Annotated in this window: 23 protein-coding genes, 1 tRNA gene and 1 pseudogene; 8 read left to right on the top strand and 17 right to left on the bottom strand. The window is 34.4% G+C overall.

Features of this window, described 5'->3' with window-relative positions; translation table 11 throughout:
* Nucleotides 1-3 precede the first annotated feature (3 nt).
* Complete coding sequence (locus JNUCC74_RS12865; protein WP_454065661.1) at nt 4-465, bottom strand: CotY/CotZ family spore coat protein; 462 nt, start codon at nt 463-465, stop codon at nt 4-6.
* Between the two features lie 236 nt (nt 466-701).
* Here JNUCC74_RS12865 and JNUCC74_RS12860 point away from each other — a divergent pair, with 236 nt between their 5' ends.
* From JNUCC74_RS12860 to JNUCC74_RS12850, 3 genes are all read left to right on the top strand, one after another.
* Nucleotides 702-974, top strand: coding sequence for a hypothetical protein (locus JNUCC74_RS12860; protein ID WP_454065660.1), 273 nt, complete (start codon nt 702-704; stop codon nt 972-974).
* Nucleotides 975-1459: 485 nt separating this feature from the next.
* Nucleotides 1460-1663 carry a hypothetical protein gene (locus JNUCC74_RS12855; RefSeq protein ID WP_454065659.1) on the top strand — a complete coding sequence of 68 codons (204 nt, stop codon included), beginning with the start codon at nt 1460-1462 and terminating at the stop codon, nt 1661-1663.
* A gap of 262 nt (nt 1664-1925) precedes the next feature.
* Complete coding sequence (locus JNUCC74_RS12850) at nt 1926-2183, top strand: hypothetical protein (RefSeq protein WP_077317776.1); 258 nt, start codon at nt 1926-1928, stop codon at nt 2181-2183.
* Nucleotides 2184-2219: 36 nt separating this feature from the next.
* Here JNUCC74_RS12850 and JNUCC74_RS12845 read toward each other — a convergent pair whose 3' ends face one another.
* The 6 genes from JNUCC74_RS12845 to JNUCC74_RS12820 form a co-directional block, all read right to left on the bottom strand.
* Nucleotides 2220-2927: a DUF421 domain-containing protein gene (locus JNUCC74_RS12845; protein WP_454065658.1), complete on the bottom strand. Its 708-nt coding sequence runs from the start codon at nt 2925-2927 to the stop codon at nt 2220-2222.
* A 178-nt stretch (nt 2928-3105) separates the two neighbouring features.
* Complete coding sequence (locus JNUCC74_RS12840; protein WP_454065657.1) at nt 3106-3540, bottom strand: GNAT family N-acetyltransferase; 435 nt, start codon at nt 3538-3540, stop codon at nt 3106-3108.
* Nucleotides 3537-4055 (bottom strand): YjcG family protein, encoded by a 519-nt coding sequence (locus JNUCC74_RS12835; RefSeq protein WP_454065656.1) that lies wholly within the window; start codon nt 4053-4055, stop codon nt 3537-3539. Before JNUCC74_RS12835 ends, JNUCC74_RS12840 begins: the two co-directional genes overlap by 4 nt.
* Before the next feature lie 122 nt (nt 4056-4177).
* Complete coding sequence (locus JNUCC74_RS12830) at nt 4178-4903, bottom strand: alpha/beta hydrolase (protein ID WP_454065655.1); 726 nt, start codon at nt 4901-4903, stop codon at nt 4178-4180.
* Nucleotides 4904-4973: 70 nt separating this feature from the next.
* Nucleotides 4974-6815, bottom strand: coding sequence for an ABC transporter ATP-binding protein (locus JNUCC74_RS12825; RefSeq protein ID WP_454065654.1), 1842 nt, complete (start codon nt 6813-6815; stop codon nt 4974-4976).
* Nucleotides 6805-8535 (bottom strand): ABC transporter ATP-binding protein, encoded by a 1731-nt coding sequence (locus JNUCC74_RS12820; protein ID WP_454065653.1) that lies wholly within the window; start codon nt 8533-8535, stop codon nt 6805-6807. Before JNUCC74_RS12820 ends, JNUCC74_RS12825 begins: the two co-directional genes overlap by 11 nt.
* Before the next feature lie 255 nt (nt 8536-8790).
* On the opposite strand from JNUCC74_RS12820, the gene JNUCC74_RS12815 reads away from it, so the two are divergent.
* The 4 genes from JNUCC74_RS12815 to JNUCC74_RS12800 all read left to right on the top strand — a co-directional run bounded on the left by JNUCC74_RS12815 (nt 8791) and on the right by JNUCC74_RS12800 (nt 13389).
* On the top strand, nt 8791-9849 hold the full coding sequence (locus JNUCC74_RS12815; protein WP_454065652.1) for an AEC family transporter: 1059 nt from the start codon (nt 8791-8793) through the stop codon (nt 9847-9849).
* Between the two features lie 19 nt (nt 9850-9868).
* Nucleotides 9869-10888: a 2-hydroxyacid dehydrogenase gene (locus JNUCC74_RS12810; RefSeq protein WP_454065651.1), complete on the top strand. Its 1020-nt coding sequence runs from the start codon at nt 9869-9871 to the stop codon at nt 10886-10888.
* 344 nt (nt 10889-11232) lie between these two features.
* A complete protein-coding gene (locus JNUCC74_RS12805) occupies nt 11233-12291 on the top strand; it encodes an AEC family transporter (RefSeq protein ID WP_454065650.1) in 1059 nt (352 codons plus the stop codon).
* Nucleotides 12292-12363: 72 nt separating this feature from the next.
* Nucleotides 12364-13389 carry a 2-hydroxyacid dehydrogenase gene (locus JNUCC74_RS12800; protein ID WP_454065649.1) on the top strand — a complete coding sequence of 342 codons (1026 nt, stop codon included), beginning with the start codon at nt 12364-12366 and terminating at the stop codon, nt 13387-13389.
* Between the two features lie 129 nt (nt 13390-13518).
* On the opposite strand, the gene JNUCC74_RS12795 is transcribed toward JNUCC74_RS12800, so the two are convergent.
* The 7 genes from JNUCC74_RS12795 to JNUCC74_RS12765 form a co-directional block, all read right to left on the bottom strand.
* A complete protein-coding gene (locus JNUCC74_RS12795; protein ID WP_077317765.1) occupies nt 13519-14241 on the bottom strand; it encodes a response regulator in 723 nt (240 codons plus the stop codon).
* A complete protein-coding gene (locus tag JNUCC74_RS12790) occupies nt 14234-15817 on the bottom strand; it encodes an ATP-binding protein (RefSeq protein WP_454065648.1) in 1584 nt (527 codons plus the stop codon). The genes JNUCC74_RS12795 and JNUCC74_RS12790 overlap by 8 nt, the downstream gene beginning before the upstream one ends.
* A gap of 665 nt (nt 15818-16482) precedes the next feature.
* Nucleotides 16483-17277 carry a DUF817 domain-containing protein gene (locus tag JNUCC74_RS12785; protein ID WP_454065647.1) on the bottom strand — a complete coding sequence of 265 codons (795 nt, stop codon included), beginning with the start codon at nt 17275-17277 and terminating at the stop codon, nt 16483-16485.
* A gap of 259 nt (nt 17278-17536) precedes the next feature.
* The gene (locus JNUCC74_RS12780) at nt 17537-17758 is read right to left on the bottom strand and encodes a DUF3955 domain-containing protein (RefSeq protein ID WP_454065646.1); all 222 of its coding nucleotides are present in this window, start codon (nt 17756-17758) and stop codon (nt 17537-17539) included.
* Complete coding sequence (locus JNUCC74_RS12775) at nt 17751-17984, bottom strand: helix-turn-helix domain-containing protein (protein ID WP_454065645.1); 234 nt, start codon at nt 17982-17984, stop codon at nt 17751-17753. The genes JNUCC74_RS12780 and JNUCC74_RS12775 overlap by 8 nt, the downstream gene beginning before the upstream one ends.
* Before the next feature lie 9 nt (nt 17985-17993).
* Complete coding sequence (locus JNUCC74_RS12770) at nt 17994-18473, bottom strand: DUF2975 domain-containing protein (RefSeq protein WP_454065644.1); 480 nt, start codon at nt 18471-18473, stop codon at nt 17994-17996.
* Nucleotides 18474-19795: 1322 nt separating this feature from the next.
* Nucleotides 19796-19882: a putative holin-like toxin gene (locus JNUCC74_RS12765; protein ID WP_425445264.1), complete on the bottom strand. Its 87-nt coding sequence runs from the start codon at nt 19880-19882 to the stop codon at nt 19796-19798.
* Nucleotides 19883-20225: 343 nt separating this feature from the next.
* Here JNUCC74_RS12765 and JNUCC74_RS12760 point away from each other — a divergent pair, with 343 nt between their 5' ends.
* Complete coding sequence (locus tag JNUCC74_RS12760; RefSeq protein ID WP_454065643.1) at nt 20226-20726, top strand: DUF3231 family protein; 501 nt, start codon at nt 20226-20228, stop codon at nt 20724-20726.
* 505 nt (nt 20727-21231) lie between these two features.
* Here JNUCC74_RS12760 and JNUCC74_RS12755 read toward each other — a convergent pair.
* From JNUCC74_RS12755 to JNUCC74_RS12745, 3 genes and pseudogenes are all read right to left on the bottom strand, one after another.
* Nucleotides 21232-21304: transfer RNA gene (locus JNUCC74_RS12755), tRNA-Val, on the bottom strand.
* A 939-nt stretch (nt 21305-22243) separates the two neighbouring features.
* Nucleotides 22244-22972 (bottom strand): hypothetical protein, encoded by a 729-nt coding sequence (locus JNUCC74_RS12750; RefSeq protein ID WP_454065642.1) that lies wholly within the window; start codon nt 22970-22972, stop codon nt 22244-22246.
* A gap of 113 nt (nt 22973-23085) precedes the next feature.
* A pseudogene (locus tag JNUCC74_RS12745) lies at nt 23086-24029 on the bottom strand (L-lactate dehydrogenase).
* Nucleotides 24030-24120 lie beyond the last annotated feature (91 nt).

The raw sequence follows: 24120 nt of genomic DNA, 5'->3' as shown, positions 1-24120 counted from the left end.
CAGTTAGCAGTTAAGTGCATTAATTGCTGGTAGACATGTTACATGACAGAAACAGTTAAGATCTGCTGTGATACAGATACCAGTTGCGCGTAAGTGCTTTGTTTTTTGGTCAACTGGATTTTTTGGATTAGGATCATCATCATGTGGATCTCTTAGAAGCTCTAATATTGCACAGCAATCATCATCCACTTTTTTAACACGGAAGAAGAAGCTTGCTACAACATCACCAATATCGCTTGGATGTGCCCCGAACCCTTTAAATGGTTTACAAGTCCCTTTACAGTACAAAATTAAAGGTACCGTATCAAGTCCATTATTTTGATCAGTATCTCCTAATAAATCATTAATAGATTGTTCACAACTAGAGTCACAGCAGTTTTCGATGACATCACTTTGCGCCTCCGCAATCTCCTTTAAAATATCACATACACAGTTTCCTGTTTTAAAATCTTTTCCACAACCCATGATTTTTTCTCCTTTCCATATTGTGATTGACTCATTTGTCTTTACTAGAATATGTTGGCTAATGCGGATTGTGTGGGCACTCAAATCAATTCCAATGATTGATTTAGGATATATATGGACGGCTTAGACTCATTCAACAACTCTAATTTCTCGAAAAAAACGGGCGAATGACCATACCTATCATAAATAGTTACATAGACTAATAACGACCAAACGTATAAAAGGAGTGAAAACGAATGTCGGAAAAAAAGAAGCAAGTCATCCATGTAAAGGATCTTGTTATTAAAGCAGATAATGTGGCTATTGAATCTTCTCGCCCACAAAGGGCGCCCCGTCCGGCTCAACGTAGAGACCCATTTTTTATGAGACGTCCGGTTGAGGCAGAGAGAGCTGAGGAAAACACAGAAGTAGAGGATAATGAAGAGCTACATCATGAAGAAGAGCACCGGCAGGAAGATCACGAGGACAGTCAAGAGAATGAGAGAAGAGGCCCGTTCTCCTGGTTTTAATCAGGGATAAAAAAGCAGCAGTTACATGCTGCTTTTTTGACACTATAGAAAAGTATAAATTTTAGGGTTTATAGTATAAGAAAAACTACAGCTTTCGCCATAAAGACTTGGCGACAAGCCAAGTTTTTCTAAAAAAGTAAAGCTTTTTCAATTTAACCGGAGTAGTGAAGTCTAAAAAAACAGGTTTTACCTGTGTCCTAAAGCTTGGCGTTCGTCAAGCTTTTATTTTTGTAGAGAGACGGATATCTATTTTGAAAATCGTCGCCTCGTCTAGTTTAAGCGCTCGAGCGACTAGCAAACTTCGATCTTCTTCCTACGATAAGTCAACATCGGCTCCTTATGGTCGCCGTGTTTTCTTTATCTTGTCAGAAGTTCTCCAGTTTGTACGGTTGCTAAACAGGCGATTGGCGCTTTTCTTGGTGTTTTTGATTAATATAAAACGGGAAAACGATGGTCACGAAAAATTAGTACGAGGGAGGTTTAAGATGAAAATTTCTGAACCAAATTGGCTGGATTATTTTCATGTCATCGAAAAACACTTACAAAAAAATGAGAAATGGCTGCAGTTTCCGGAAAAAAAAGCTGTGGCAGTAGAAAAAGATATGAATAAATGGAACGAATCTTTTTTAGGTAATATAAAAAAATTTGAAGATCTTATTAAAGAATTGGAAAAACGAATGGAAGAATAAAAAGGATTAGACTTTTTGGAAAAAGGGTATATAATTATATAAACATTAATCCCGCATGTAAGGTGCCGTAAGACTCTCACTTCAAAATCTTGAGTTGATACAAAAGGTCTAAGTGGGAGAAAACGGCACCTAAATGCCCGATTCGTTCAAGGGCCTTAGGTCATACCCTTGTGGTACTAGCATTCAGTAGGAGATGGAAGAAAACTCCTACTGAATGAAGTTTCCCTTTATTTTCTGATAATTAATATAGGGGGTGCTGGTAATGGGATATATATTGCCAATAAAGCAGATTCAGTATGAACAATATCATCAACGGGTTATTAGTAAAAAACAAAATTTTTTCCATATCGAAAGTCCTTTTAAAGTGTTACTCGATAAGCAGCATCAACAATTATTCAAAAGTTACGAGCGGCTTTATAAAGAAGGTTATGATCGCTATGCAATTAAACCAACAAAACCTTCTGAACTTGAATTTGCTAAGATGACTGGGAAGGGCAAACGATTTAGCAGCACAATTTAACCCTCCAAGAAAAAGATGCTTAGCAAGGTGATGATACTAAGCATCGAATTTACGATGGTGTCTATTTGTATATGGTAAAATAAATAACTTTTCACCTTTTCTATACTCTGCATAAAAAACATCACTTATTTGTTCATAATTTTGTTCTTGTAGTTCATGATCTAGCCATTCTTCAGTCAAGTTTTTTTCTTTTAAGTTATCGTAAATAATTTCGCCATCATTAATCAATGTTGTAGCTAAATTAACTTCTTTTGGAGAAACCTGCATATCTTGCTTATTTGGCGTTTGATAAGGTGGTTTTTTGATCACAGATACCGTGCCGTTTGTTTCTAGAAACGCAAATTCAACTTCTCTGAGGGAAAATACGTCTTTAGCACGTAATAAACTTTGTAGTTGATTTATATCAAGTTTATTTTTTTTCATGACATCTCTAATTAATTTGCCACGATAGATGACGAAATCAGGGCCACCCTCTAACAAGCTGCGGGTACCTTTGAATTTTTGCGTTATCAATTCTGTTAAGTATAAAAGCCCGCCCCAAAGAAAAATAACAAAACCTATTTCAATAACACTTGCCTTTTTATCAAACAATGCATTTCCTACCAGTTCGCCAAGGATTAAAGCAGAAATAAAATCAAAAGGAGTTAACTGGGAAATTTGTGTTTTTCCAAGCAGTTTTGTCAGTAAAAATAAGGCAACAAATCCAAAGATGGTGTCTACTAGCATTTGCAAATAAGAATTCATTCCCATGCCCCCTTAAAAATTAATCACTCTTAGGGTTACCTGTTATAAAGAATTCATTCATTTAAAATTATTAAATGGCGGAAAAGACACTTTTAATAAAAAATGTTTTTCCGCCAACATCTGTTTTATATTGAAATATTTTTAATTAGGATGAAACTACATAAACAATTTGAACAACTTAGTCGTGTAACGTTAGCTGTTTTATCATCGTTACGTGTGGAATTCCTGCGTCCATAAATTTATCCGATACCGTTTTATAACCCAAACCTTGATAAAACTTTTTTGCGTGTATTTGCCCATGAAGCTTTGCTTGTTGGTAGCCATGATCCAGAATGAGTTCTTCCATTGTTTGAATTAAGTGCTTACCAATGGATTTACCACGGTATTCTTTTAATACGCAAATCCTTTCCAGTTTTCCATAGTTATCGACAAATCGCAGTCGGCTTGCTGCTACCGGTGTTACATCATCATAGACAATAAAGTGAATGGCTTCTTCATCAAGCCCATCCATTTCTTCCTCGTAAGGTATTTGTTGTTCCTCTATAAAAACGACTGTACGAATATGATAAGCATGCTCCAATTCTTTCGGTGTTGTAACTTTTATTATATTCACACGAATTCCTTCCCAAACACAAAGGTTTCATGAACGGTCCAAGATCCATTATTTAATTGATACATAAGTTGAAACCGATCAATTTTATCTTCAATTTCAATTTTTTTCATTCGTAAGCTATTGTATACATCAGAGTATTCATCATGTGAAAGACTTTGAGCAATCGTAATATGTGGAACAAACGCATATTCTTGATTTCTTGGGAATTTACCTGAATGCATTTTTGCATACAAATCTATCAATTCTGGTCTTGGCTCAATTTTAAAGTAAATCGTATTTGTTATTGGAGCAAATGTACTAACCTTATTTATATTGATTGTAAAAGGCTTTGTTTCATTAGCGATGTGCTTTAATTCAATAATAAGCTCCTCCATTATTTGTTGATCAGCTTCAAAGAGTGCTTTTAACGTAATATGTGGAGGAATTAACGCATAATGTGGATCATACCTTTTTCGATATGAATTTGCTTCATCTTGTACTTCTTTCGTTGGGAAAATAACAATGCCATATTTCATTCATAGAACCTCCTTTTAGAATAACCAGATTCTGTAACAAACGTATCTGAATAAACTTAATATCTATTATAACAAAAAAGTATCTAAAGTAAGTAGAGTTTTTTGGACTATCAGAAAAATGACTAATTAAACATAGAAGTTAACGCATGCTTCATGTTTTTTTGCCAATATTTCCATGTATGCTCTCCGCCTTCTAATTCATAGTATTCATAGCTGGCATTACTATTTGTTAATATATTATGAAGTTCTCGGTTTGGTGTAAGGAAGTCCATCGTTTCTCCATTCGTCATTGTAACTGCTGTTTCTTTTTTACCAATTATGTGATAAATCGTTAGTGTATCTAAGCTTTGAGCTGATTCAGTAACTTGCAGTACAGAACTATCTACATATGGCGATTGTAGGATGACATTACCAAATGTATTCGGATAGCGAATAGCGGTCATTAGTGCTAACGTTCCAGCTAACGAATCACCTAATAAAGTTCTTGATTGTGCCAAATTATACGGTGGATAAATGTCATCTAGAAAGGAGACTACTTCACGACTCAAAAATTGGATATATGCTTCATTTTTTTTACCGTTCGGATGATATTTTTCTCTGCGATCATATTTATTTTTATAATGTATCCCGACGAAAATGGTATTCATTATTTCATTATTGTCGTGAAGCCTGTCACTTAACGTAGCAATTCTTCCTAATTGATAATAGTCGTTTCCGTCTTGCATGATGCATAAATGATAATTATCCATTGGGGAATAGGACTCGGGTTGATAAATCAATAATGTCATTTTTTCATCTAAATAGTTACTATTCATATGTTTTTCGATCATGGAACCTTTTCTACCCATGAAACCCACTCCTTTCACGGTGTTGGTAGTTTTTCTATTGTTTTTACAATCTGGTTCGCAGAAAGGCGAACTATATTTTAAGTCTATTCTTATCTACCTCTTTAAGCTCCGCCCCTTTAAACAATTGATAATACTTTCCTTTTAATCTAAGTAATTCTTGATGGCTCCCATGTTCTACTATTTCCCCATGTTCGAGCAAAATAATCTTATCAGCTTCTTGAATGGTATTCAGACGGTGTGCAATAATAAAACTGGTTCTACCATGCATGAGCCGCTTTAATGCATCTTGAATTTTTAACTCGGTAATTGTATCAATATTACTGGTAGCTTCATCCAGAATCAAGATTTTTGGCTGGGCAAGTAAAGCGCGGGCAATGGTAATTAGCTGTTTTTGCCCTTGGCTTATACCACTTCCTTGTTGGTCAAGCAGCGTATCATATCCATTAGGGAGTTTGGTAATAAATTCATGTGCATTAGCATCTTTAGCAGCTAGAATTACTTCTTCATCCGTAGCCTGTAAGCGTCCATAGCGAATATTTTCGCGGATGGTGGCTTGAAATAAGAATGTATCCTGTAAGACAAAAGCCATATGCTGTCTAAGGCTAGAGCGAGTAATTAGTTTAAGCGGCGTACCATCTAAATAAATTTCCCCTTTATCATAATTATAAAAACGCGAAATTAAATTAATAATCGTCGTTTTTCCTGCACCGGTATGGCCAACGAAAGCGACAGATTCTCCAGGTTTTGCTTCAAAACTAATATCTTTCAATATAGTAATGTCTTCGTAGCCAAAGTAAACATGGTCAAATTGAATATGTCCTTCTATTGTTGTTAATTTCTTTGCTGCTTTTTCATCTGCTTCCTCCTGTTTTTCATCCATTACGCGAAAAACTCGTTCTGCTCCGGCAACAGCAGATAACAGAATATTAAACTGATTAGAAAGTTCATTCAATGGACGCGTAAATTGGCGAGCATATTCTGTGAAAATAACAATGACACCAACCGTTACATACCCATATATAGCTAAAACCCCACCAGCTAAAGCAATGAAACCAAAGCTTAAAAAATTAAGCATGTTCATGACTTTTGGAATAAAGCCGGATATAGTTAGTGCCCAAAAGCCAGCATGATTTAAAGCTTTATTGCGCTCTTCAAATTCCTGAATGACTCGATTTTCTTGAGAAAAGGTTTTGACAATATGCTGTCCGGACACAATTTCTTCTACATAGCCGTTCACTTCAGCTAAGTTTTTTTGTTGGAGTTTATACAATGGTCCAGTTCTCTTTGTAATCCAGCGAATTGCTAAAAACAGAATTGGAACAATGACCATCGTTACCGCTGTTAGAATTGGGCTAAGATAAAGCATGACTGCTACCGTTCCTGTTAGTGTTAGTACACTAGAAAAAATCTGAATGACGGATTGATTTAATGTATTATTGACATTATCAATATCATTTGTAATTCGGCTCATAAGTTCTCCATGCTGCCGCTTATCAAAATAGGAAATGGAAAGACGGTGAAATTGGTGAAATAAGTCTTTCCGTAATGTATAAATAGTTTTTTGAGCAATCTCAACCATCCAATAATTTTGTAGAAATATGGATAGAGAATGAAAGAGATAAATAAATAAAAGCGAAATTAACAGAGTGACAAGGCCAGCACTTTGCTTTGTTACGATAAATTTATCGACTGCCGTGCCAATCATAAATGGTCCTAATAAACTTAAACCTGAGCTAATCATAACCATTAAGATAACAAGTGATAATTTACCCTTTTCTTTTGCTAAATAGGACCAAATCCGTTTTATTGTCCCAGTTGTATCCTTGGCTCGTTTACGCTTATTCGCTACTTGAAGCGATTTAATGGGAATCTTATCGTATTGAAAAGGCTGTTTTAATTGATTATTCAGCATAGGAAAACTCCTTTCCAAACTGGGAGGCCACTATTTCTTGATACAGCTCACATGATTTTAATAAAGTTTGATGGGAGCCTATAGCCAGAATTTTCCCTTCATCTAATAAAAGAATTCGATCAGCTGAGATAGCTGTTGCTATTTTTTGGGTGATCATTAATGTTGTACTGTTGTATTTTTTAATCGCTTGTAAAAGCTTTGCTTCTGTAGTTAAATCAAGAGCACTAGTGCTGTCATCTAGCATCAGGATTTTCGGTTGACGAATTAATGCACGAGCTATCGAAATTCGCTGTTTTTGACCACCAGATAAATTGACCCCTTTTTGCCCCACTTTCGTTTCATATTGCTGTTCTAAATTCATGATCGTTTCATGAATTTGGGCATCTTTTGCAGCTTGAATAATTTCTTCATCCGTGGCATCTGGTTTTCCCCATGAAATATTTTCTTTGATGGAACCAGTGAATAACAATGGAGACTGTGGTACATAGCCAATACTATTTCGTAATTTCTCCAAAGAGTAAGCCGTAATTTCTTTCTCATCAATGGTGATCTTCCCTTTTGTAACATCATAAAGTCGTGGAATCAGCTGGAATAAGGAGGTTTTCCCTGATCCAGTAGCCCCCATTATGGTTAATCGTTCCCCTTTTTCAACATGAAAGCTGATATTTTTAATTACAGCTTTATCGTTTTCTGGATAAATAAACGAAACCTTGTTAAATGAAATAGCTCCATCCTGAATCGGAGCAGAAGCAGGCTCTACAGTACTTTCATTTTTTACATCTTCTGTATATAGAACCTCGCTGACACGCTCTGTAGATGCCTTCATTCGGGAAAATGCCATCGTAATAAAAGTGAACATAGAAATAGACATAGATACTCGTAGTGCGTAGTTAATGATAGCAACAACATCACCAACAGTTGCTGTACCGGCAATAACTTGAGAATTACCAAACCAAATAATAAAAATAAGAGAAAGATTCATAACAAATAAGAGAACCGGCATTGAAGCCTCGACAAATTGAAAGGCTATCCTAGTTCGGTTGGCGAGCGTTCGATTTGCATCCATAAACCGGTGTTCCTCATAATCTCTTCGATAGAATGCTTTTATTAAACGCATTCCAACAAGGTTTTCTTGCATTACTTGGTTTACCCTATCTACACTTTTTTGCACATGATTAAATAAACGCCCAGCTACCTTTAATACCCATAAAATAAAACCAACTAATAATGGCACCGTAATTGTAAAAATAACTGCGAGTTTAGCGTTTACGATAAATGCCATCATGACACCGCCTACAACAATCAATGGTGCTTTGGACATAATTCTTAATATCATATAAATCGTATTTTGAATTTGCCGGATATCGTTTGTGAATCTTGTCATTAAGCCCGAGGTTGGATATTTATTTAAATTGGCAAAAGAAAATGCTTGTATTTTGGCAAACAACTTTTCTCGCATATCATAGGCAAATCTCCAACTCACATGAGAAGCATAAAAAGAATTGATAATCCCAGCAATAAAGGCAATGATTGCAAGTCCTATCATAATACTTCCCCACATGATGATGTTGTTTAAATCTTTATTAACGACACCTTCATTAATCATCTTCCCAAGAAAAAAAGGAAGTAACAGCTCGACAGCTAGTTCAATGAGCATAAGTAAAAAAGCTACAATCGCAGGTAGCTTATATGGCTTTAAAAAAGTTAAAACTGTTCTCACGTTGACCTCCTCCGTGAAGGTAAAGCAATTTCTACCTATTATAAAGGGATTTTAAAAATTTATCCAATATCCGATTTTTCATCTAGTCAAAAATCTTTGTATAAAACTTACGTTAAAGGGAAAAATTCTTTTGAGTTAAACCTTCTGGGATTTTATTATTTTCCAAATGTTCTCTCCTCATTAATGAAAGAAGAAATCAGAAGAAATCCTAACATCGGGGATAATGGAGAATCTACATAGTAACGGAGGATATGTATGGATATATTACAGGAAATTCAGGCGACATTCACAGATATAAAAATTGTAAGTGCAATTACTTCGACATTATTCATCATCTTATTAGGTTATTTCTGCCGCAAACAAAAAATTTTTAGCGATATGGTAGGGAAAACACTATCAAAGGTAGTATTAGTTGTCGCTCTACCAGCTCTTGCTTTTAATGCCTTCATGAAGGATATCGATGCGGAATCTTTATCGGAAGGAATGGGTATTCTTGTTTGGGGAATTGTTATCTACATTATTTTAATTTTGGTATCAAAGCCAATGTATTTTAAATATAAAAGGGACAGGGAAGATACGTTACGTGTACTTACTATTTTTGGATCAACGACTTTCTTCGGTATTCCAATTGTTGGAGCAATTTATGGAGCAGAGGGAGTGCTATATGCTTCCATATTTAATATCGGTTATCGGATTTTCCTTTATTCTTATGGCTATATTAAAATGAGCGGATTAAAGATGGAAGCGAAAAATATGAAAGAAATGTTTTTAAATCCGATCGTTATTGCTACCTTTTTAGGTCTTTTTATCTGGGTGTTTCAAGATTATTTACCACAGGTCAGTGTAGTAGCTGCCGATGATACCACATCAACAGTTGCATTTTTACGAATCGACCAGACTGCACCATGGCTATTTCAACCAATGACTTATTTGGCTGATTTAGCTTCACCGCTTGCCTGGCTGGCAATTGGTGCAACACTCGGTTCCGTCGATTTAAGAACAGCAATAACAAATCGAACCTCTTTATACTACAGTTTTAATAAGGTCATTCTTGTGCCGGTTATTAATATCGTATTGCTTACGATTTTGGCTATGACACAAATTTTAACGATTAGCAATTTATCCTTAGGAACGATTGTCATTATGATGGCAACACCAACGGCGACCGTAGCTGCTGCATATGCTATTAGCTTTGACAGAGACGCATTACTTGCCTCCAATGCTTCATTACTGTCAACGATTATCTCAATCATTCTGATTCCATTTTGGATTATTATCATTAATATCATTAGTGCTATGGGAATATTCAGTTAAAATTAAGGAGACATGCATGATGACATTAAAAGTAGCTTGTTATGGCGTAAGAAAAAATGAAGTACCCTTCTTTCATCAATTAAATAAGTATCATTTTAAATTAAAATTAATTGAGGAACTGCTAACCCATGAAAATATTGAAACAGCAAAAGGGATGAATGCTGTTTTGTTAAGGGCCAATTGTACGGCAGATAGAATTAATATAGAGAAATTGTATGGATATGGTGTTAAATATATATTTACACGTACTGTTGGCTACAATCATATTGACTTGCAAGCAGCAGCAAATTTCGGTATGTATGTAGCACGCGTTCCTTCTTATTCTCCAAATGCTATTGCCGAATTAGCATTGTCACTAGCCCTGTCTTTATTAAGACATACTGCTTATACAACTGCAAAAACTGCTAATGGAGACTTCACCGTGGATCCATTCATGTTTAGTAAAGAAGTAAGAAATTGCAAGGTGGGTATTATTGGGACTGGCAGGATCGGGTTGACAGAAGCTAAATTGTTTAAAGGCTTAGGGGCAACTGTACTTGGTTATGACATCTTTCAAAGTGATGAAGCAAAGAAATTGGTTACATTTATGGAAATGGAGGATTTGTTAAAACAAAGTGATATTGTGAGCTTACACATTCCTTATTTTCCAGGAAAAAACGATAAGATGGTGAATGATGCTTTCCTTTCCAAAATGAAGGACGGTGCGATCCTCATTAATACAGCAAGGGGAGAGCTCCAAGATAATCGGGCTATCCTAAAGGCATTAAAAACAAATAAATTAGAGGCTTTTGCAACGGATGTGTTTGCTCACGAAAAAGATATCTTTAATCATAAGTTTAACGGTACAAAGAAGCTGGACCCTACTGTTCAAGCATTAATCGATTTATATCCACGTGTACTGGTGACGCCTCATATTGGTTCTAATACGGACGAAGCATTGAGAAACATGATTGAAACCAGTTTCGATAATTTCTATGATGTTTTAACAAAAGGTAGTACCATTAATGCGATCCCATTACCAGAAAAAATAATTAAATAAGCAAATTAAGCTAAAACTCTATAAAGAAAGTCTGTTAGCCTCAGAGACTCTGATTCAGGACTCAAATTCAGGTGATTAATTATTGCACTACGCCTCAGCTTTGAGGCTTAATTTTATTTTCTTCTTCCCATTTTGTATTTGCTCCTTACAGTTTGCACAAGAAACAGAGTATAAACAAAACATTGCTCACTATTTCGCTTACTTAAATTACATAAGTTAGTTTAGTTACCTATTATTTTTATCTTCTAAGAAATGTTCTATGATGAGTTTGTAAGAGATAGCCGGCTTTTCTATACAATAGTTTGTGAAATATTTCACAAAATGGAGATCTGGAGGAGAAAACAATGAAAGTGTTTGAAATTATTCAAACTACATTTACTGATATGAATATAATTAGTGCTATTACATCAACCATGTTCATTATCTTATTAGGATATTTTTGTCGAAAAAAGAATATTTTTAGTGATCAAGTTGGCAAAATGTTATCTAAAGTTGTATTGTCAGTAGCATTACCTGCTCTTGCGTTTAATGCATTTATGAATGATATTGACAAGGAATCATTAGCTGAAGGTATGGGGATTTTAATTTGGGGAATTGCAATTTATATTATTTTAATTCTTGTATCGAAACCAATGTACATTAAATTTAAAGGCGATAAAGAAGATACATTACGTGTACTAACTATTTTTGGATCAACAACATTCTTCGGGATACCGATTGTTGGAGCAATTTACGGAGCAGAAGGAGTGTTATATGCTTCCATATTTAATATCGGTTATCGGATTTTCCTTTATTCTTATGGCTATATCAAAATGAGCGGCTTAAAGATGGAAGCCAAAAATATTAAAGAAATGTTTTTAAATCCGATCGTTATTGCTACCTTTTTAGGTCTTTTTATCTGGGTGTTTCAAGATTATTTACCACAGGTCAGTGTAGTAGCTGCCGATGGTACCACATCAACAGTTGCATTTTTACGAATCGACCAGACTGCACCTTGGCTATTTAAACCAATGGGATATTTGGCAGGCTTAGCTTCACCACTTGCCTGGCTTGCAATTGGATCAACACTAGGTTCCGTCGATTTCAAAACAGCGATAACAGATCGTACGTCCCTATTCTATAGTGCGAATAAAGTTATTCTTGTACCAGTTATTAATCTTGTACTGTTAGCTATTCTTTCCCTAACTGGAATTTTAACCATGAGTGCCATTTCGATTGGAACTGTAGTTATTATGATGGCTACTCCAACTGCAACTGTGGCAGCAGCCTATGCCATCAGCTTTGATAAGGATGCATTGCTTGCGTCGAACGCATCATTGCTATCAACGATTACTGCTGTTGTGATGATACCAATTTGGATTATTATCATAAATTTCATCAGCGCAACAAACTTATTTAGCTAAAACAACTAGTTTCATCTAATCTATGACTTTAATTAAATACCAAGTATTCAGATTGAAAAAGGAGATAATAATATGACAATTAAGGTTGTTTGTTATGGAGTAAGAGAAAATGAAGTGCCTTTCTTTCATCAACTAAATAAGTATGACTTTGAACTAACGCTGATCGAGGAACTTCTAACCCATGAAAATATTGAAACAGCAAAAGGAATGGATGCTGTTTTACTTAGAGGAAATTGCGTGGCTGACAGGAAAAATATTCAGCAAATGAAAGAATATGGCGTTATGTATTTATTTACGCGCACCGTAGGTTATAATCATATTGATTTGCAAGCAGCAGCCGATTTTGATATGTACGTTGCACGTGTTCCTTCTTATTCACCAAATGCAATTGCTGAATTATCTTTAACACTTGCTATGTCTTTGTTAAGACATACTGCTTATACTACCAATAAAACATCTAAAAAAGATTTTACGGTCGACAGTGTTATGTTTAGTAAAGAAATCAGAAATTGCAAAGTAGGTATTATTGGTACTGGTAAAATTGGCTTGACAGAGGCGCAATTGTTTAGTGGGCTCGGAGCTGAAGTACTGGGGTATGATATATATCAAAGTGAAGAAGCAAAACAAGTTGTTACATTTGTGGAGTTAGATGAATTATTAAGAGAAAGTGATATTGTTAGTTTGCATGTACCATATTTTCCAGGTAAAAATGATAAAATGGTAAATGATGAATTCATTTCGAAAATGAAAAATGGTGCCATATTCATTAATACAGCAAGAGGCGAGCTTCAGGATAATGAAGCTATTCTAAAAGCATTGCGATCTCGTAAGCTCGAAGGTTTTGCAACAGATGTATTTGCCAATGAACAGGAAATATTCTTCCAAAAATTTAATGATGGTAAAAAATTAGATCCTACCATTCAAGCTTTAATTGATTTGTATCCACGGGTTTTAGTTACACCACATATCGGATCAAATACAGATGAGGCGCTAACGAATATGATTGAAACAAGCTTTGAAAATCTGCATGAAACGATTACGAAAGGAAGCACGACGAATGCAGTAGCCCTACCAGAAAAAAGCCAGGCTGTTTCTTAAAAATACTAAACATAGAGACAGAAAAATCCACTTCCTGAAAAGTGGATTTTTTCTGCGTCTTTTTATCTTATTTTGTCAACGTTATTTCTATTTATATAATTGAAGAGCTACGAACTCTGTAGGGGGAGATTATTTAAAACCAGCAATAAGCTGTTCTTTTTCCGGGATCACTTGATAAATCATAATTGGACGACCAACAGATAAATATTTTAACTCTGCACGTAAGTAGCCAATTTCATTTAAAAATTGTAAATACTTTCTTGTGGAAATTCGCGACAATTCAACTTCTTTTGCTATATCCTCGGTTGAGAAATGCTCCTTTTGCTTTTCAACTGCTGTTAAAATTTTTTTAATGGTCAGTTTAGATAGTCCTTTAGGCAAGGATGAGAGGATTCCTTTTTCATTAAAAGCTTTAGATTGTCTTTCTTTCATTAAAATTTGATCTAATGTTTTCTGATCTGCTTTTTCAAATTTAGTGGTAAGCGAGTGGTATTGCAAAAAGTTTTCAATTGCTAATTTAAACCGTTCATATGAAAAAGGCTTGATTAAAAAGTCAATAACACCATAGTCTAGAGCTTTTTTGATTGTTGGTATATCGTGTGCTGCCGTAATCATAATAATTGGTATGGAAATTTGCTTTTGTCTTAATTCTTGTACAAAGTCAATGCCGGTCTTTCCTGGTAAATAAACGTCGAGTAATATTAAATCGGGAGTGACTTCTTGTAGCATTTTCCATAGTTCTTTTATATTATCAACTGTAGCAACAATTTCAAATCCTTTTGATCTTTCAACATATTGTTGATTTATTGTTGCAACCATTGGGTCATCTTCAACTATAATAACTTTAATCATCTATGTTCCTCCGTTTAAAGGGGATTTCTATGTGAAATAAACTTCCTTTTTCTACTTTAGATTCGATTTCAATCAATCCTTTATAATGTGTAACGATGGACCGAATGGCATCTAATCCATAGCCGCGATTTTCTCCCTTTGTTGAGTATCCTCGTTCAAAAATCTTTTCTCTTATTGCTGGTTCAATTCCAGAACCTGTATCTTTTACTTCAATGATAATGATTTCTTCTTCTTCATCATAGTAAAGAAAAAGAGCTACTTGTTTTCTTGTTGTATTTATCAATGCTTCTTTAGCATTATCTAATAAAATCCCGATTGATAATAGGAGATCATGGAGCATATCACCCATTTTAATATTTGGAAAATGAGAATCAGCATCAATGGTTAATGTTACACCTTGCTCATTTAACTCACTCGTTTTTCCTAGTAGAAACCCTGCAATGGCAGAACTTTTAATTTTATCCGTTATAAAGCCAATTTCTTGATGATATTTATTATTAAGCACGCGGACAAAGTTATTAACTTCCTGATATTTTTCCAATTCAATTAGCCCCAAGATCGTATGAAGCTGATTCATAAATTTGTGGTTCTGTGCTCGCAATGAATCAATGTATTGCTCTGTGCCGCTCAGTTCACGGATAAGATGCTGCAGTTTGGATTGGTCGTATAAAGTAGCAACTGCACCATATATTCGTTTATTTATATAAATAAGCTGTACATTAACGATAAACTCAAAATGATCAATAACCGTAACCTGATTAGAAATAGGTTTTTCCGTTTTAAAAACTTCAGCAAAAATTAAGGAAAAAACTTTTTTATCAAGATAACCTTTATTAGTAGCATTTTCTGTTAGTAACGTTTTATTGAAGAGTTTTGCAAAGTTAACATTTTGCAAGAGAATTTTTCGATGGGGAGTTACTGCAATGATTGCTTCACTAACAGAATCGATAATAAATTCTCGTTCTTTCATATGTGCAACAATTTGTTTTGGCTCCAGACCTAATAACACTCTTTTTAGATAGCGAGCTAAATATAACGCTCCTAAAATTCCAACAAACAGGCCAAATCCTAATCCTACATATAAATTTCTTCGAGCATTCCACAGCTCTTGGTTAATGGTTTGCTGAACATAACCGACACATACAACTCCTATCTGCTCACCATTTTCATCCCATATTGGTGTAAAAAAGCGGGTACCTTCTCCTAAAATTCCAACATGTGTTGAAAAGTGTTCCGAACCATCCAAGGCCTTACTAGCATCTTTAACATTGGAGAAGGTTTGACCAATTACACTTTCATCTGGATGAGACTTCCTGATCAGATTATTATCAAGTACTACTACAAAGCTAACCCCTGTTGCTTCCATTACTTCTTTAGAATATTCTTGTATGGTTGGATCAAATGGATCTCCTTCAACTTTATTAATGACACGAGTATCCTTTGCAACCATTCGGGCAACATTTCTTATTTTATCTTTTACTGTGTTGTGTTCTCGCTTTAATACGTAGCTATCTAGCAAAATTGCTGAGGCAATTAAGGAAGCAACAACCGATAACAATACAAGCAATGTTGTCATTTTCTTTAAAGATAATTGTGACAGCCATTTATCTTTGATGTTGTCCAGATCCCTTCTGTAAGTATAGCGTTAATTGGAAAATTTTTATCCAATACAATTTTTAAGGTTTGTTTTAAGTAGAGCAGGAAGAATAGCACCTCGTACTCGCAAAAATAATTTACTGTTGTATGAGTTACAAATTATTCCTATAGTGCTGAAAAGAGTTGATATAGCACGTTCTTATTTTAACAATATTCGACAGACGCTTCCACTTATATAGAAATAGACTACAATTCAAGGTGCAGGACGGTTTATATGTTTATTTTGTGAAATATTCGGTTAGTCATGTACCTGATTATTTTCTTAATCTTACTTGTTCTGTCGGCCCAAACGAATCAGACGTTTCGGTGTGCCATTATCTTAACTTCGTCTTCTCTATCACAAGTGGAAGCCTTATGATAAGCAGCTAAAAATAAAACTAACACAATTTTGTTCATTTTGGATAATTCTGTAGAAGTAAATCATTTTCTTTTTATCTTAACATGTTATCAATTCTGCACACATTTGATCGAATCATAATCTTTCTTTCATAATCCACATCAAAACGAGTACGGGAAGTGGAAAAGTTTATATTAAAAATAGCCTTTTTAAGAAATTTATCATCTGGATTGCTTTTTTAAAGAAAACTAACGATAAATTTGTTTTCTTCTAATAAAATTTGAAATATTTGGAACAAGTTTTTTATGCTCTGTTACAATCATAATGCTTATTACAACCAGTAAAAACCAAGAACTAATTTTACCAATATGGACAAGGTTCCATGAGTCCTGTTGACTAGGATATTGCCATGCTCCAAAGAAGGTTGCGATATTCTCAGCAATCCAAATAAAAAAGCCAATTAAGAAAAAAGAAAGAGGAAGCGACATTTTATATGTTGTTTTTCGTACTGTAATTTGTACATAAGTCTGAAAGAAAATAATAAATAACAAGGCTGTTAAAACCCAACGGAAATCAAACATAAAATGATGGGTAAAGAAGTTTAAATAAATCATTAAACCAAGCGGTAGAGTGTATATATTTTTGGGCCAGTTATGCATCCTTAAATGAAATCTGCGCCATGCTTGACATATATAGCTAGCAACACTTGCATACATAAAACCACTATAAAGTGGTACTCCCCATAATTTTGCCCATGCTTCTTCTGGGTAAGACCATGAACCGACATGTACCTTGTATAATTCCAGTAAAAGTCCAATAATGTGGAACACACAAATTACTTTTATTTCTTCTTTTGTCTCTAACTTTGTTTTTAACATGAGATATTGTGTAATGAGACAAATAAGTAAAATAACATCGTAACGATATAATCCAGGAATGGAGATAACCTTTGAAACAGCAAGTGTTATAAAGATAACTACCGGAAAAATACAGGATAAAGCCTGATGGTAACCAAAATAAATAAGATCAACTAGATATTTCACCTTTTCACCTTCTAACTTGCAATTTACCACATTACAGTAATAGATAATGGTTAAATAAACAAAATATTAAAATAATTTAATGTGTAGTATTTATTAATTGAACAAGCGTGGATCCTAATAGCAAATATGGAAACTATTTTATATTTATCTGAGATAAGGACGGATGAAAAGATACATGCCAGTGCCATAATTATCTCATTTAAACATTTTTCAAAGTATAGGGTCCACGCTCTTTTAGGTAGCATTTTTACTGTATGGATTATTGGTTGTTATGTTTGTTTTTCTTTATGACTGAAATAATAGCCATAAATAACAGGAGCGCAATACCGCTAAAAACAAAAAGATAACTTAATGGAATTAAGAAAAATGGCTCTTCTAATGTTCCGTCTGGAGTTACCCTTGAACCAATTATATAGTAACTAATTAGGCAAATGACACCTATTAAAATTGGAAGTAAAGCCAACAAAATTTTTTTATTCATCATCCATCTCTCCTTCATCTGTATTTTTTTTGTATTCTAAAATATCACCAGGTTGGCATTCTAAAGCTTCACATATTTTGTCTAAAGTTGAGAACTTAATTGCTTTTGCTTTTCCATTTTTTAAAATGGACACGTTAGTTATTGTGATTCCTATTTTATTTGATAATTCGGTAACACTCATTTTTCTTTTCGCCAGCATTACATCAAGGTTTACGATAATAGCCATTTTGTCACCTCAAATGGTTAAATCATTGTCTGTTTTTATTTTGTTAGCTTCTCTAACTAATTGAGAAAGTATGGAAGTTAACACGGAAATAACAAATGCGAAAAAAAGAATGAGTAAAATAATGATTAACATATTTATACTGATACTTTTAACGATAAATAGATATATTAATGCAACAAAATACAAAAAACACTCAATCATTGCTAAAACACTAATTTGCTTTAATCTATTCGCATTTTTAATGCTAAAGGCTTGATTTGTGCTAATATCCAAACAGATTTTCCACCCTAAAATTAATGCAATATAGAATGGAATCCCAGTAATCCAAATGAATACAATAAAAGGGTTATATAATACTTTCATCTTTTCTGAATTCAGTAAAACTTCCTTTCCAATTTCAGGTCCAAAATAAACGCAAAATAATAAACCTAAAATTCCACAAATAACAATTATCACTTTTAGCCAATTTGATAATTCCTTTTGTTTCATAGAAAAAACACTCCTTAGCTAAGATAAAATTATTATAATTCGTTAATTTGTGCAAGTCAATAATTATTTATCGTTTTACGATAAATAATTATTGATAATCATGGTGTTGGTTATAGGAAATATGGTTTATGATTTGTTTTTTTTCATGAAATAATTCAATAAAATTGCACTATTAATATAATGCAACTAAGGAAAGTTAATTGAAATTATTACTAACTGTTACGAGAGGAAAGTACAAAGGGACTTAGATAAGTCATTCCGTATTAAGATGAAAAGTAGTAAAAAGCTAATATGAAAATGCGCTCGCTTTCGACTTATTCCCAACCCCAACCCTAACGGATACACGCACATACATTCCTTTTCTGAATCCCCTTAAGAAACATTTCTTTAAGCTTCCTAACGATATTGTCACTGATGTCGGCTATGGTAATGAACAAAATCACGAAGATATCATAGCCAACTGGAAACAAACCTCACTTTTCATGTATAACCTATATCGTAAAGAGGAGAAAAAGAAATATAAGAATAATATTTTTAGGTAGCCAATGGGGACTATAATGACCAAAGAAGATACCTTTATCTGCCCAAATGGCAGATGTGACATTCTGTTACATGCTGGATTAACAGACCATAAGTACCAAAACTGGTCGGAGCGTCCGTTACGTTAGCATGTATGAAAGCAAGAAAGGGAATAATCAAAAAAATTATAACTAAAAATGGGAATAGCCAAAATATATTAGACAACAGCTTTGGGAAAAAACAGGTAAAATCTATGGCAAACGTAAAAATTGATGTAAAACCAGTCTTTATTTCTGAAGGCTTATTTGGGTTTCACTCTTACGTCCGTAAGGGGAAGAGAGAGTAGAAAATAATTAGGATTTGCGTTCATGCGGTGAACGCGGAAGTGTACTAATAGATAATGAAAATAGGTAACGAAAATGGTTCCGATCATCAAGAACGATGTTTGAAACCATTTTTCAGTTATTATTGGGTAGTTATGTTCCAGTTTCATAAATAAGATGGGGAGTGGATTTCTAGTCTAGCCAAAATAGACTTCTATAAACAACAATGATGCAATTAATTGGTCATTGATATACAATACATATAAAAGACTACTCTGCGGATAGGACTTTTCTCATTTTTATTTTACTTATAAATGAAGTATTTTTAATTATTTGGTAAATAAGGTATACTATTTATGTAGATTCATATAATAAATAAAAACCGTTTGGTGCTGGCACACCAAACGGTTAGTGCAATAGCCCTCATTGGGGCAGCTACAAAATAAGAGCAATAAAAATAACCACTGTATGCTAGCTAGGCTATGGGTGGTTATTTTTTTCTGACAAAATAGTTACAATGAGCGCTCCAAAAGAAATCATTAAGACCAATCCTTCGAAAACTGTCACAGCCTCACCCCCTTTCTCTAAAGGGATGAGCTACCACCCATGAAAGCCTTATGCACTTGCGATTATTATAACATAATTAACATATTATTATGGTCTTTTCGGAATTTTATTCTTAATAAAGCACATTATATTAGATATTAGGTTATCTTATTATGAGGTGACGTAATAAATATATTAGTATAGCTGGATAACGTTTGCCGTTTGAAAACATTATTGAGGTTTGGATAGACTTAAAAAACCCCCTTTTATTACATAAATATTCTCTATCCCTGAATAGTTTTGCTAAACAAAAGCACACTAAATATTGATTCAATTTAAAATCAATTATCTAAGGAGTGAAGTTATGGGAATTTTAAGTGGGAATCCTACAGAAGAACCAATGCATTATGGAGAAGTTTATTTAACATGGTCGTATCTTTTAGCTAATAAAGGGTTGCTTGATCTTTATCAAGGCTTTTACAATCATGCTGGAGATGAAGATTTAAAGAAACTTATCGAAGAGGCAATCCAAGGTATTAAAGGTGAAAATCAAGAGATTGAAAACCTATTAAAAGCTAACGGAGTAGCTCTTCCTCCTACACCACCAGAACGACCAGGAGCTGATTTGGAAGAAATCCCAGTTGGTGCACGTTTTAATGATGTAGAAATCGCAGCTGTTTTATCAACAGATGTAGGTAAAGGGCTTGTTGCTTGCAGTACCATTATGGGACAATCCATTCGTGAAGATATAGGAATGATGTTTGGACAATTCCACTTAAAAAAGGCTCAATTTGGAGTGAAAGTATTACATCTAAACAAGGAAAAAGGTTGGTTATTACCTCCCCCATTACATTTAAAAGCGTAATACGAAAAATAATAAAGCCGGGTTTTAATACCCGGTTTTATTATTTTTATGAAAAGAGGAGTTCTACAAAAATTTTTTTATCTTTTTTCAGCAATTCTTAATTCCTTCATCATTTTCTTTACAGATAAAAACCCAATTAAGTGCTCCCATATTTTTCCGCAACAAAACACTTTCTTATAATCATAATCGAAACAAGTCGCGGAGAAGTGACATCTTCTTTTAATTTTTAATACCATAAACAATTCAATAAATTTTGTACTATAATTCCAGCGGGAAAAGTTCTAAAGCTGATTAAAGCTGGCGAAGTTGCATTTATTTTACGAATAAAGGTAAACATACAGCGAAGAGGGTTAAAGATACAGCTAAAACTGTATCTAAAAGAATTCTGTATCGGATTGGCTAACGGGCGGTGGGAAGCAAGTAATTCGTATCAAAAAGCAAAAACACCACTTCTTAATGAATGGTGTTTTTATTATAAATGTTGATATACTAACGTTTTTAGGTATGATTCCGACTGGTCTCGAACCAGCGACCTCCACCCTGTCAAGGTGGCGCTCTCCCAGCTGAGCTACGGAATCAAAAAGTAAATATTCATTTGTCTATATCATGAGCCACATTCCTTATTATACATACAACCCTATTCGGTTGCAAGCTAAAATTTTACCCGGATCCCCTTTTTCTGACAAGCCTGTCTAATCGTGTACGTACATTTTTCGGGATCCAGTTCGTATGTTCCTGCAAAGAGGTGGTGATCTAGCTAGCGTTTGCAGTTGTGGAGCTTGTTTCGATAGTGAAAGCATGACTCCCCATTCAGCTTCTGAGATTTTTGGCACATATGATTCATCATTTATAATTTCATGGTTCATTCTATAAAATGTGTTTTGGAGTGTTGCATAGATACCTTTATAAGTATCAGCCGCCTCACTTCCAGAGGAATGATTTTTCTACAGAATATTGGTTGCAAAAAAATAAGTATTCTCTTTAGTTTCTATACACCTAATAAACCTGCCGTCGATATCTTTCCCGTTAAATTAACCAGTTCCTGTTTGAGCGTATAGCTCCGTCTGTTTTCTCTGGTTGAATCACTTCTTTACCGCTTGAGTATTCGTTTCCTTTAACTCAAATTCGTTTGTATAAAAAGCATGAAGCAATTCTACTCGTTCTCTTGGAGATATCCGGGGTCATGATTCCATCCATTCTTCCAACTATCCGAATATATCGAAGTTTAGTCTTTCTTCTAATTTAAGGAGAAAAGCACTGTATGAATGGGCTCGTCAACAGTTCTGCCGTTTGTATATCACTAAACTTTTGTTAAAATACAATGGTTTTGTTTTAGTCTACTTGTTATTTGTTCTGTCCAGTTAAGTGTATCCTCTTCAGAAGAAAGGGCAAAAGTTTTAAAAGATATTTGTAGCCCCTAAAAACCATTGTTAGGGGCTACTATTAGTTGTAAATAGGGGGGTAGAATCACGGTAGGCTTATAAATATATGTGGTTAAATAGGGGGAGATTTTAGTGTCACTTTTTTAAGGTATTCTTAACCATAAAGATATCTTCTTCTAATGAAGACACTTTTTCCTTAAGATAGATTAATTCATGCTGGTGATGCTTAATAATGACATTACTAGTTTGCTTTGTCAAAAGCTCAATTTTTTCATTTAACGTTGTAAAACTTTGATTCATGTCAACCCGGAGAGATTTGGTTTCATCACGTAAGTCAATAACCTCTTGCGAAAGGAGTTTAGTCTTGTTATGCAGTTCATCTTGCCCAGTTTGAAATGATTTAAATTCGTGACGCAGTTCGTCTTGTCCTATCCGAAGAGATTTGGTTTCATCACGTAAGTCAATAACCTCTTGCGAAAGGAGGTTAGTCTTGTTATGCAGTTCATCTTGCCCGGTTTGAAGTGATTTAAATTCGTGACGCAGTTCGTCTTGCCCTACCCGGAGAGATTTGGTTTCAGTGCGTAAGTCAATAACCTCTTGCGAAAGGAGGTTAGTCTTGTTATGCAGTTCATCTTGCCCGGTTTGAAATGATTTAAATTCGTGACGCAGTTCGTCTTGTCCTACTCGGAGCGATTTGGTTTCATCGTGTAAGTCAATAACCTCTTGCGAAAGGAGGTTAGTCTTGTTATGCAGTTCATCTTGTCCTACCTGAAGAGATTTAGTTTCCATTTTTAATGTGTTCTGTCCTTCTTCAAGTGAGCCTAATTTACTTATAATAATTTCAAACATTTCTTTATTCTCCAATATTTCACCTCCTTTTCAACTATTATAATTGGAAAAGATATAAAAGAAAAGTAAATAAAATAATAGAAAAATACCACAAAAATGTGGTATTTTTCAAGTATCTGTAGTAGCTTTTAGTAGCCAATGCTAGCCAGGTAGCTTCTCAGTACAGAATTAGACGTTTTAAATAATTCCTGTTCTTCCGCGGAAAGTTTTAGTTCAATAATCTCTTTTATTCCACTTCTGCTAATAACTGCTGGGACTCCTGTACAGATATTGGATTCCGCGTATTCTCCGTCAAGGATACAAGATGTTGGAATAATACGATGGTCGTTATTAAATATCGATTTTGTAAAGTAAGCTAGTGCATTACCGATACCATAATATGTCGTTCCTTTTCGTTTTAAAATTTCAAAGCCTACACGTTTTACTGCTTCTACAATTTGTTCTAAATCGATATCAGCATATTTTTCTGGATTTTCTGCTAATATTTGTAAGAATGGTTTTCCACCAATGGTGAGATGTGACCAAATTGTGAATCACCATGTTCTCCCATTGTATAGCCTTGAATGCTATGTACGTCTACATGTAAAATATCTGATAAATACGTTTTTAAGCGAGAAGAATCAATGGAAGTACCAGTTCCGATTACTTGATGACGTGGCAAGCCAGATAGTTTCCACACATGATATGTAATAATATCGACTGGATTTGTGGCAATTAGAAAAATACCATTAAATCCACTAGCCATTATTTTTGGAATCGCATCATTCATAATATTGGCACTTGTTTCAAGGGTATCGAGTCGAGTTTGATTTTCTTTTGGAGGTGGGCCTGCAGTAATAATAATGATCTCCATATGGCCCATATCCGATGCAGTTCCTGTCCAAATCTTTGTTTTAGAGGGAAGGAAATCCATGCAATGGGTAAGATCGAGTGATTCTCCTATTGACTTTTCTTCTTTAATGTCGACCAATAATAATTCATCACAGATACCTTGATTAATTAATGAATAAGCTGTACTTGAACCGACAAAACCTGTTCCTAAGATACCTACCTTTCGCAGCTGTCCTTTCATGTAATCATCTCCTATAATCTGTAAAATTTAAGATGAGTATCTTGCTTTGCAGTGGAAATACTGCATTACTGCATGGAATGATAAACGTATT

The organism is Cerasibacillus sp. JNUCC 74, from assembly GCF_053667775.1.
The sequence above is the reverse complement of the archived record's forward strand: the minus strand, read 5'-3'. Positions and strand labels throughout refer to the sequence as shown.

Coding starts and splice junctions, on each gene's coding strand:
- JNUCC74_RS12770 (WP_454065644.1), bottom strand. CDS start 18,473: ATGAAACAAAAGGAATTATCAAATTGGCTAAAAGTGATAATTGTTATT.
- JNUCC74_RS12815 (WP_454065652.1), top strand. CDS start 8,791: ATGGATATATTACAGGAAATTCAGGCGACATTCACAGATATAAAAATT.
- JNUCC74_RS12775 (WP_454065645.1), bottom strand. CDS start 17,984: ATGGCTATTATCGTAAACCTTGATGTAATGCTGGCGAAAAGAAAAATG.
- JNUCC74_RS12830 (WP_454065655.1), bottom strand. CDS start 4,903: ATGGGTAGAAAAGGTTCCATGATCGAAAAACATATGAATAGTAACTAT.
- JNUCC74_RS12795 (WP_077317765.1), bottom strand. CDS start 14,241: ATGATTAAAGTTATTATAGTTGAAGATGACCCAATGGTTGCAACAATA.
- JNUCC74_RS12835 (WP_454065656.1), bottom strand. CDS start 4,055: ATGAAATATGGCATTGTTATTTTCCCAACGAAAGAAGTACAAGATGAA.
- JNUCC74_RS12760 (WP_454065643.1), top strand. CDS start 20,226: ATGGGAATTTTAAGTGGGAATCCTACAGAAGAACCAATGCATTATGGA.
- JNUCC74_RS12860 (WP_454065660.1), top strand. CDS start 702: ATGTCGGAAAAAAAGAAGCAAGTCATCCATGTAAAGGATCTTGTTATT.
- JNUCC74_RS12780 (WP_454065646.1), bottom strand. CDS start 17,758: ATGAATAAAAAAATTTTGTTGGCTTTACTTCCAATTTTAATAGGTGTC.
- JNUCC74_RS12790 (WP_454065648.1), bottom strand. CDS start 15,817: ATGACAACATTGCTTGTATTGTTATCGGTTGTTGCTTCCTTAATTGCC.
- JNUCC74_RS12855 (WP_454065659.1), top strand. CDS start 1,460: ATGAAAATTTCTGAACCAAATTGGCTGGATTATTTTCATGTCATCGAA.
- JNUCC74_RS12825 (WP_454065654.1), bottom strand. CDS start 6,815: ATGCTGAATAATCAATTAAAACAGCCTTTTCAATACGATAAGATTCCC.
- JNUCC74_RS12865 (WP_454065661.1), bottom strand. CDS start 465: ATGGGTTGTGGAAAAGATTTTAAAACAGGAAACTGTGTATGTGATATT.
- JNUCC74_RS12800 (WP_454065649.1), top strand. CDS start 12,364: ATGACAATTAAGGTTGTTTGTTATGGAGTAAGAGAAAATGAAGTGCCT.
- JNUCC74_RS12805 (WP_454065650.1), top strand. CDS start 11,233: ATGAAAGTGTTTGAAATTATTCAAACTACATTTACTGATATGAATATA.
- JNUCC74_RS12850 (WP_077317776.1), top strand. CDS start 1,926: ATGGGATATATATTGCCAATAAAGCAGATTCAGTATGAACAATATCAT.
- JNUCC74_RS12845 (WP_454065658.1), bottom strand. CDS start 2,927: ATGAATTCTTATTTGCAAATGCTAGTAGACACCATCTTTGGATTTGTT.
- JNUCC74_RS12810 (WP_454065651.1), top strand. CDS start 9,869: ATGACATTAAAAGTAGCTTGTTATGGCGTAAGAAAAAATGAAGTACCC.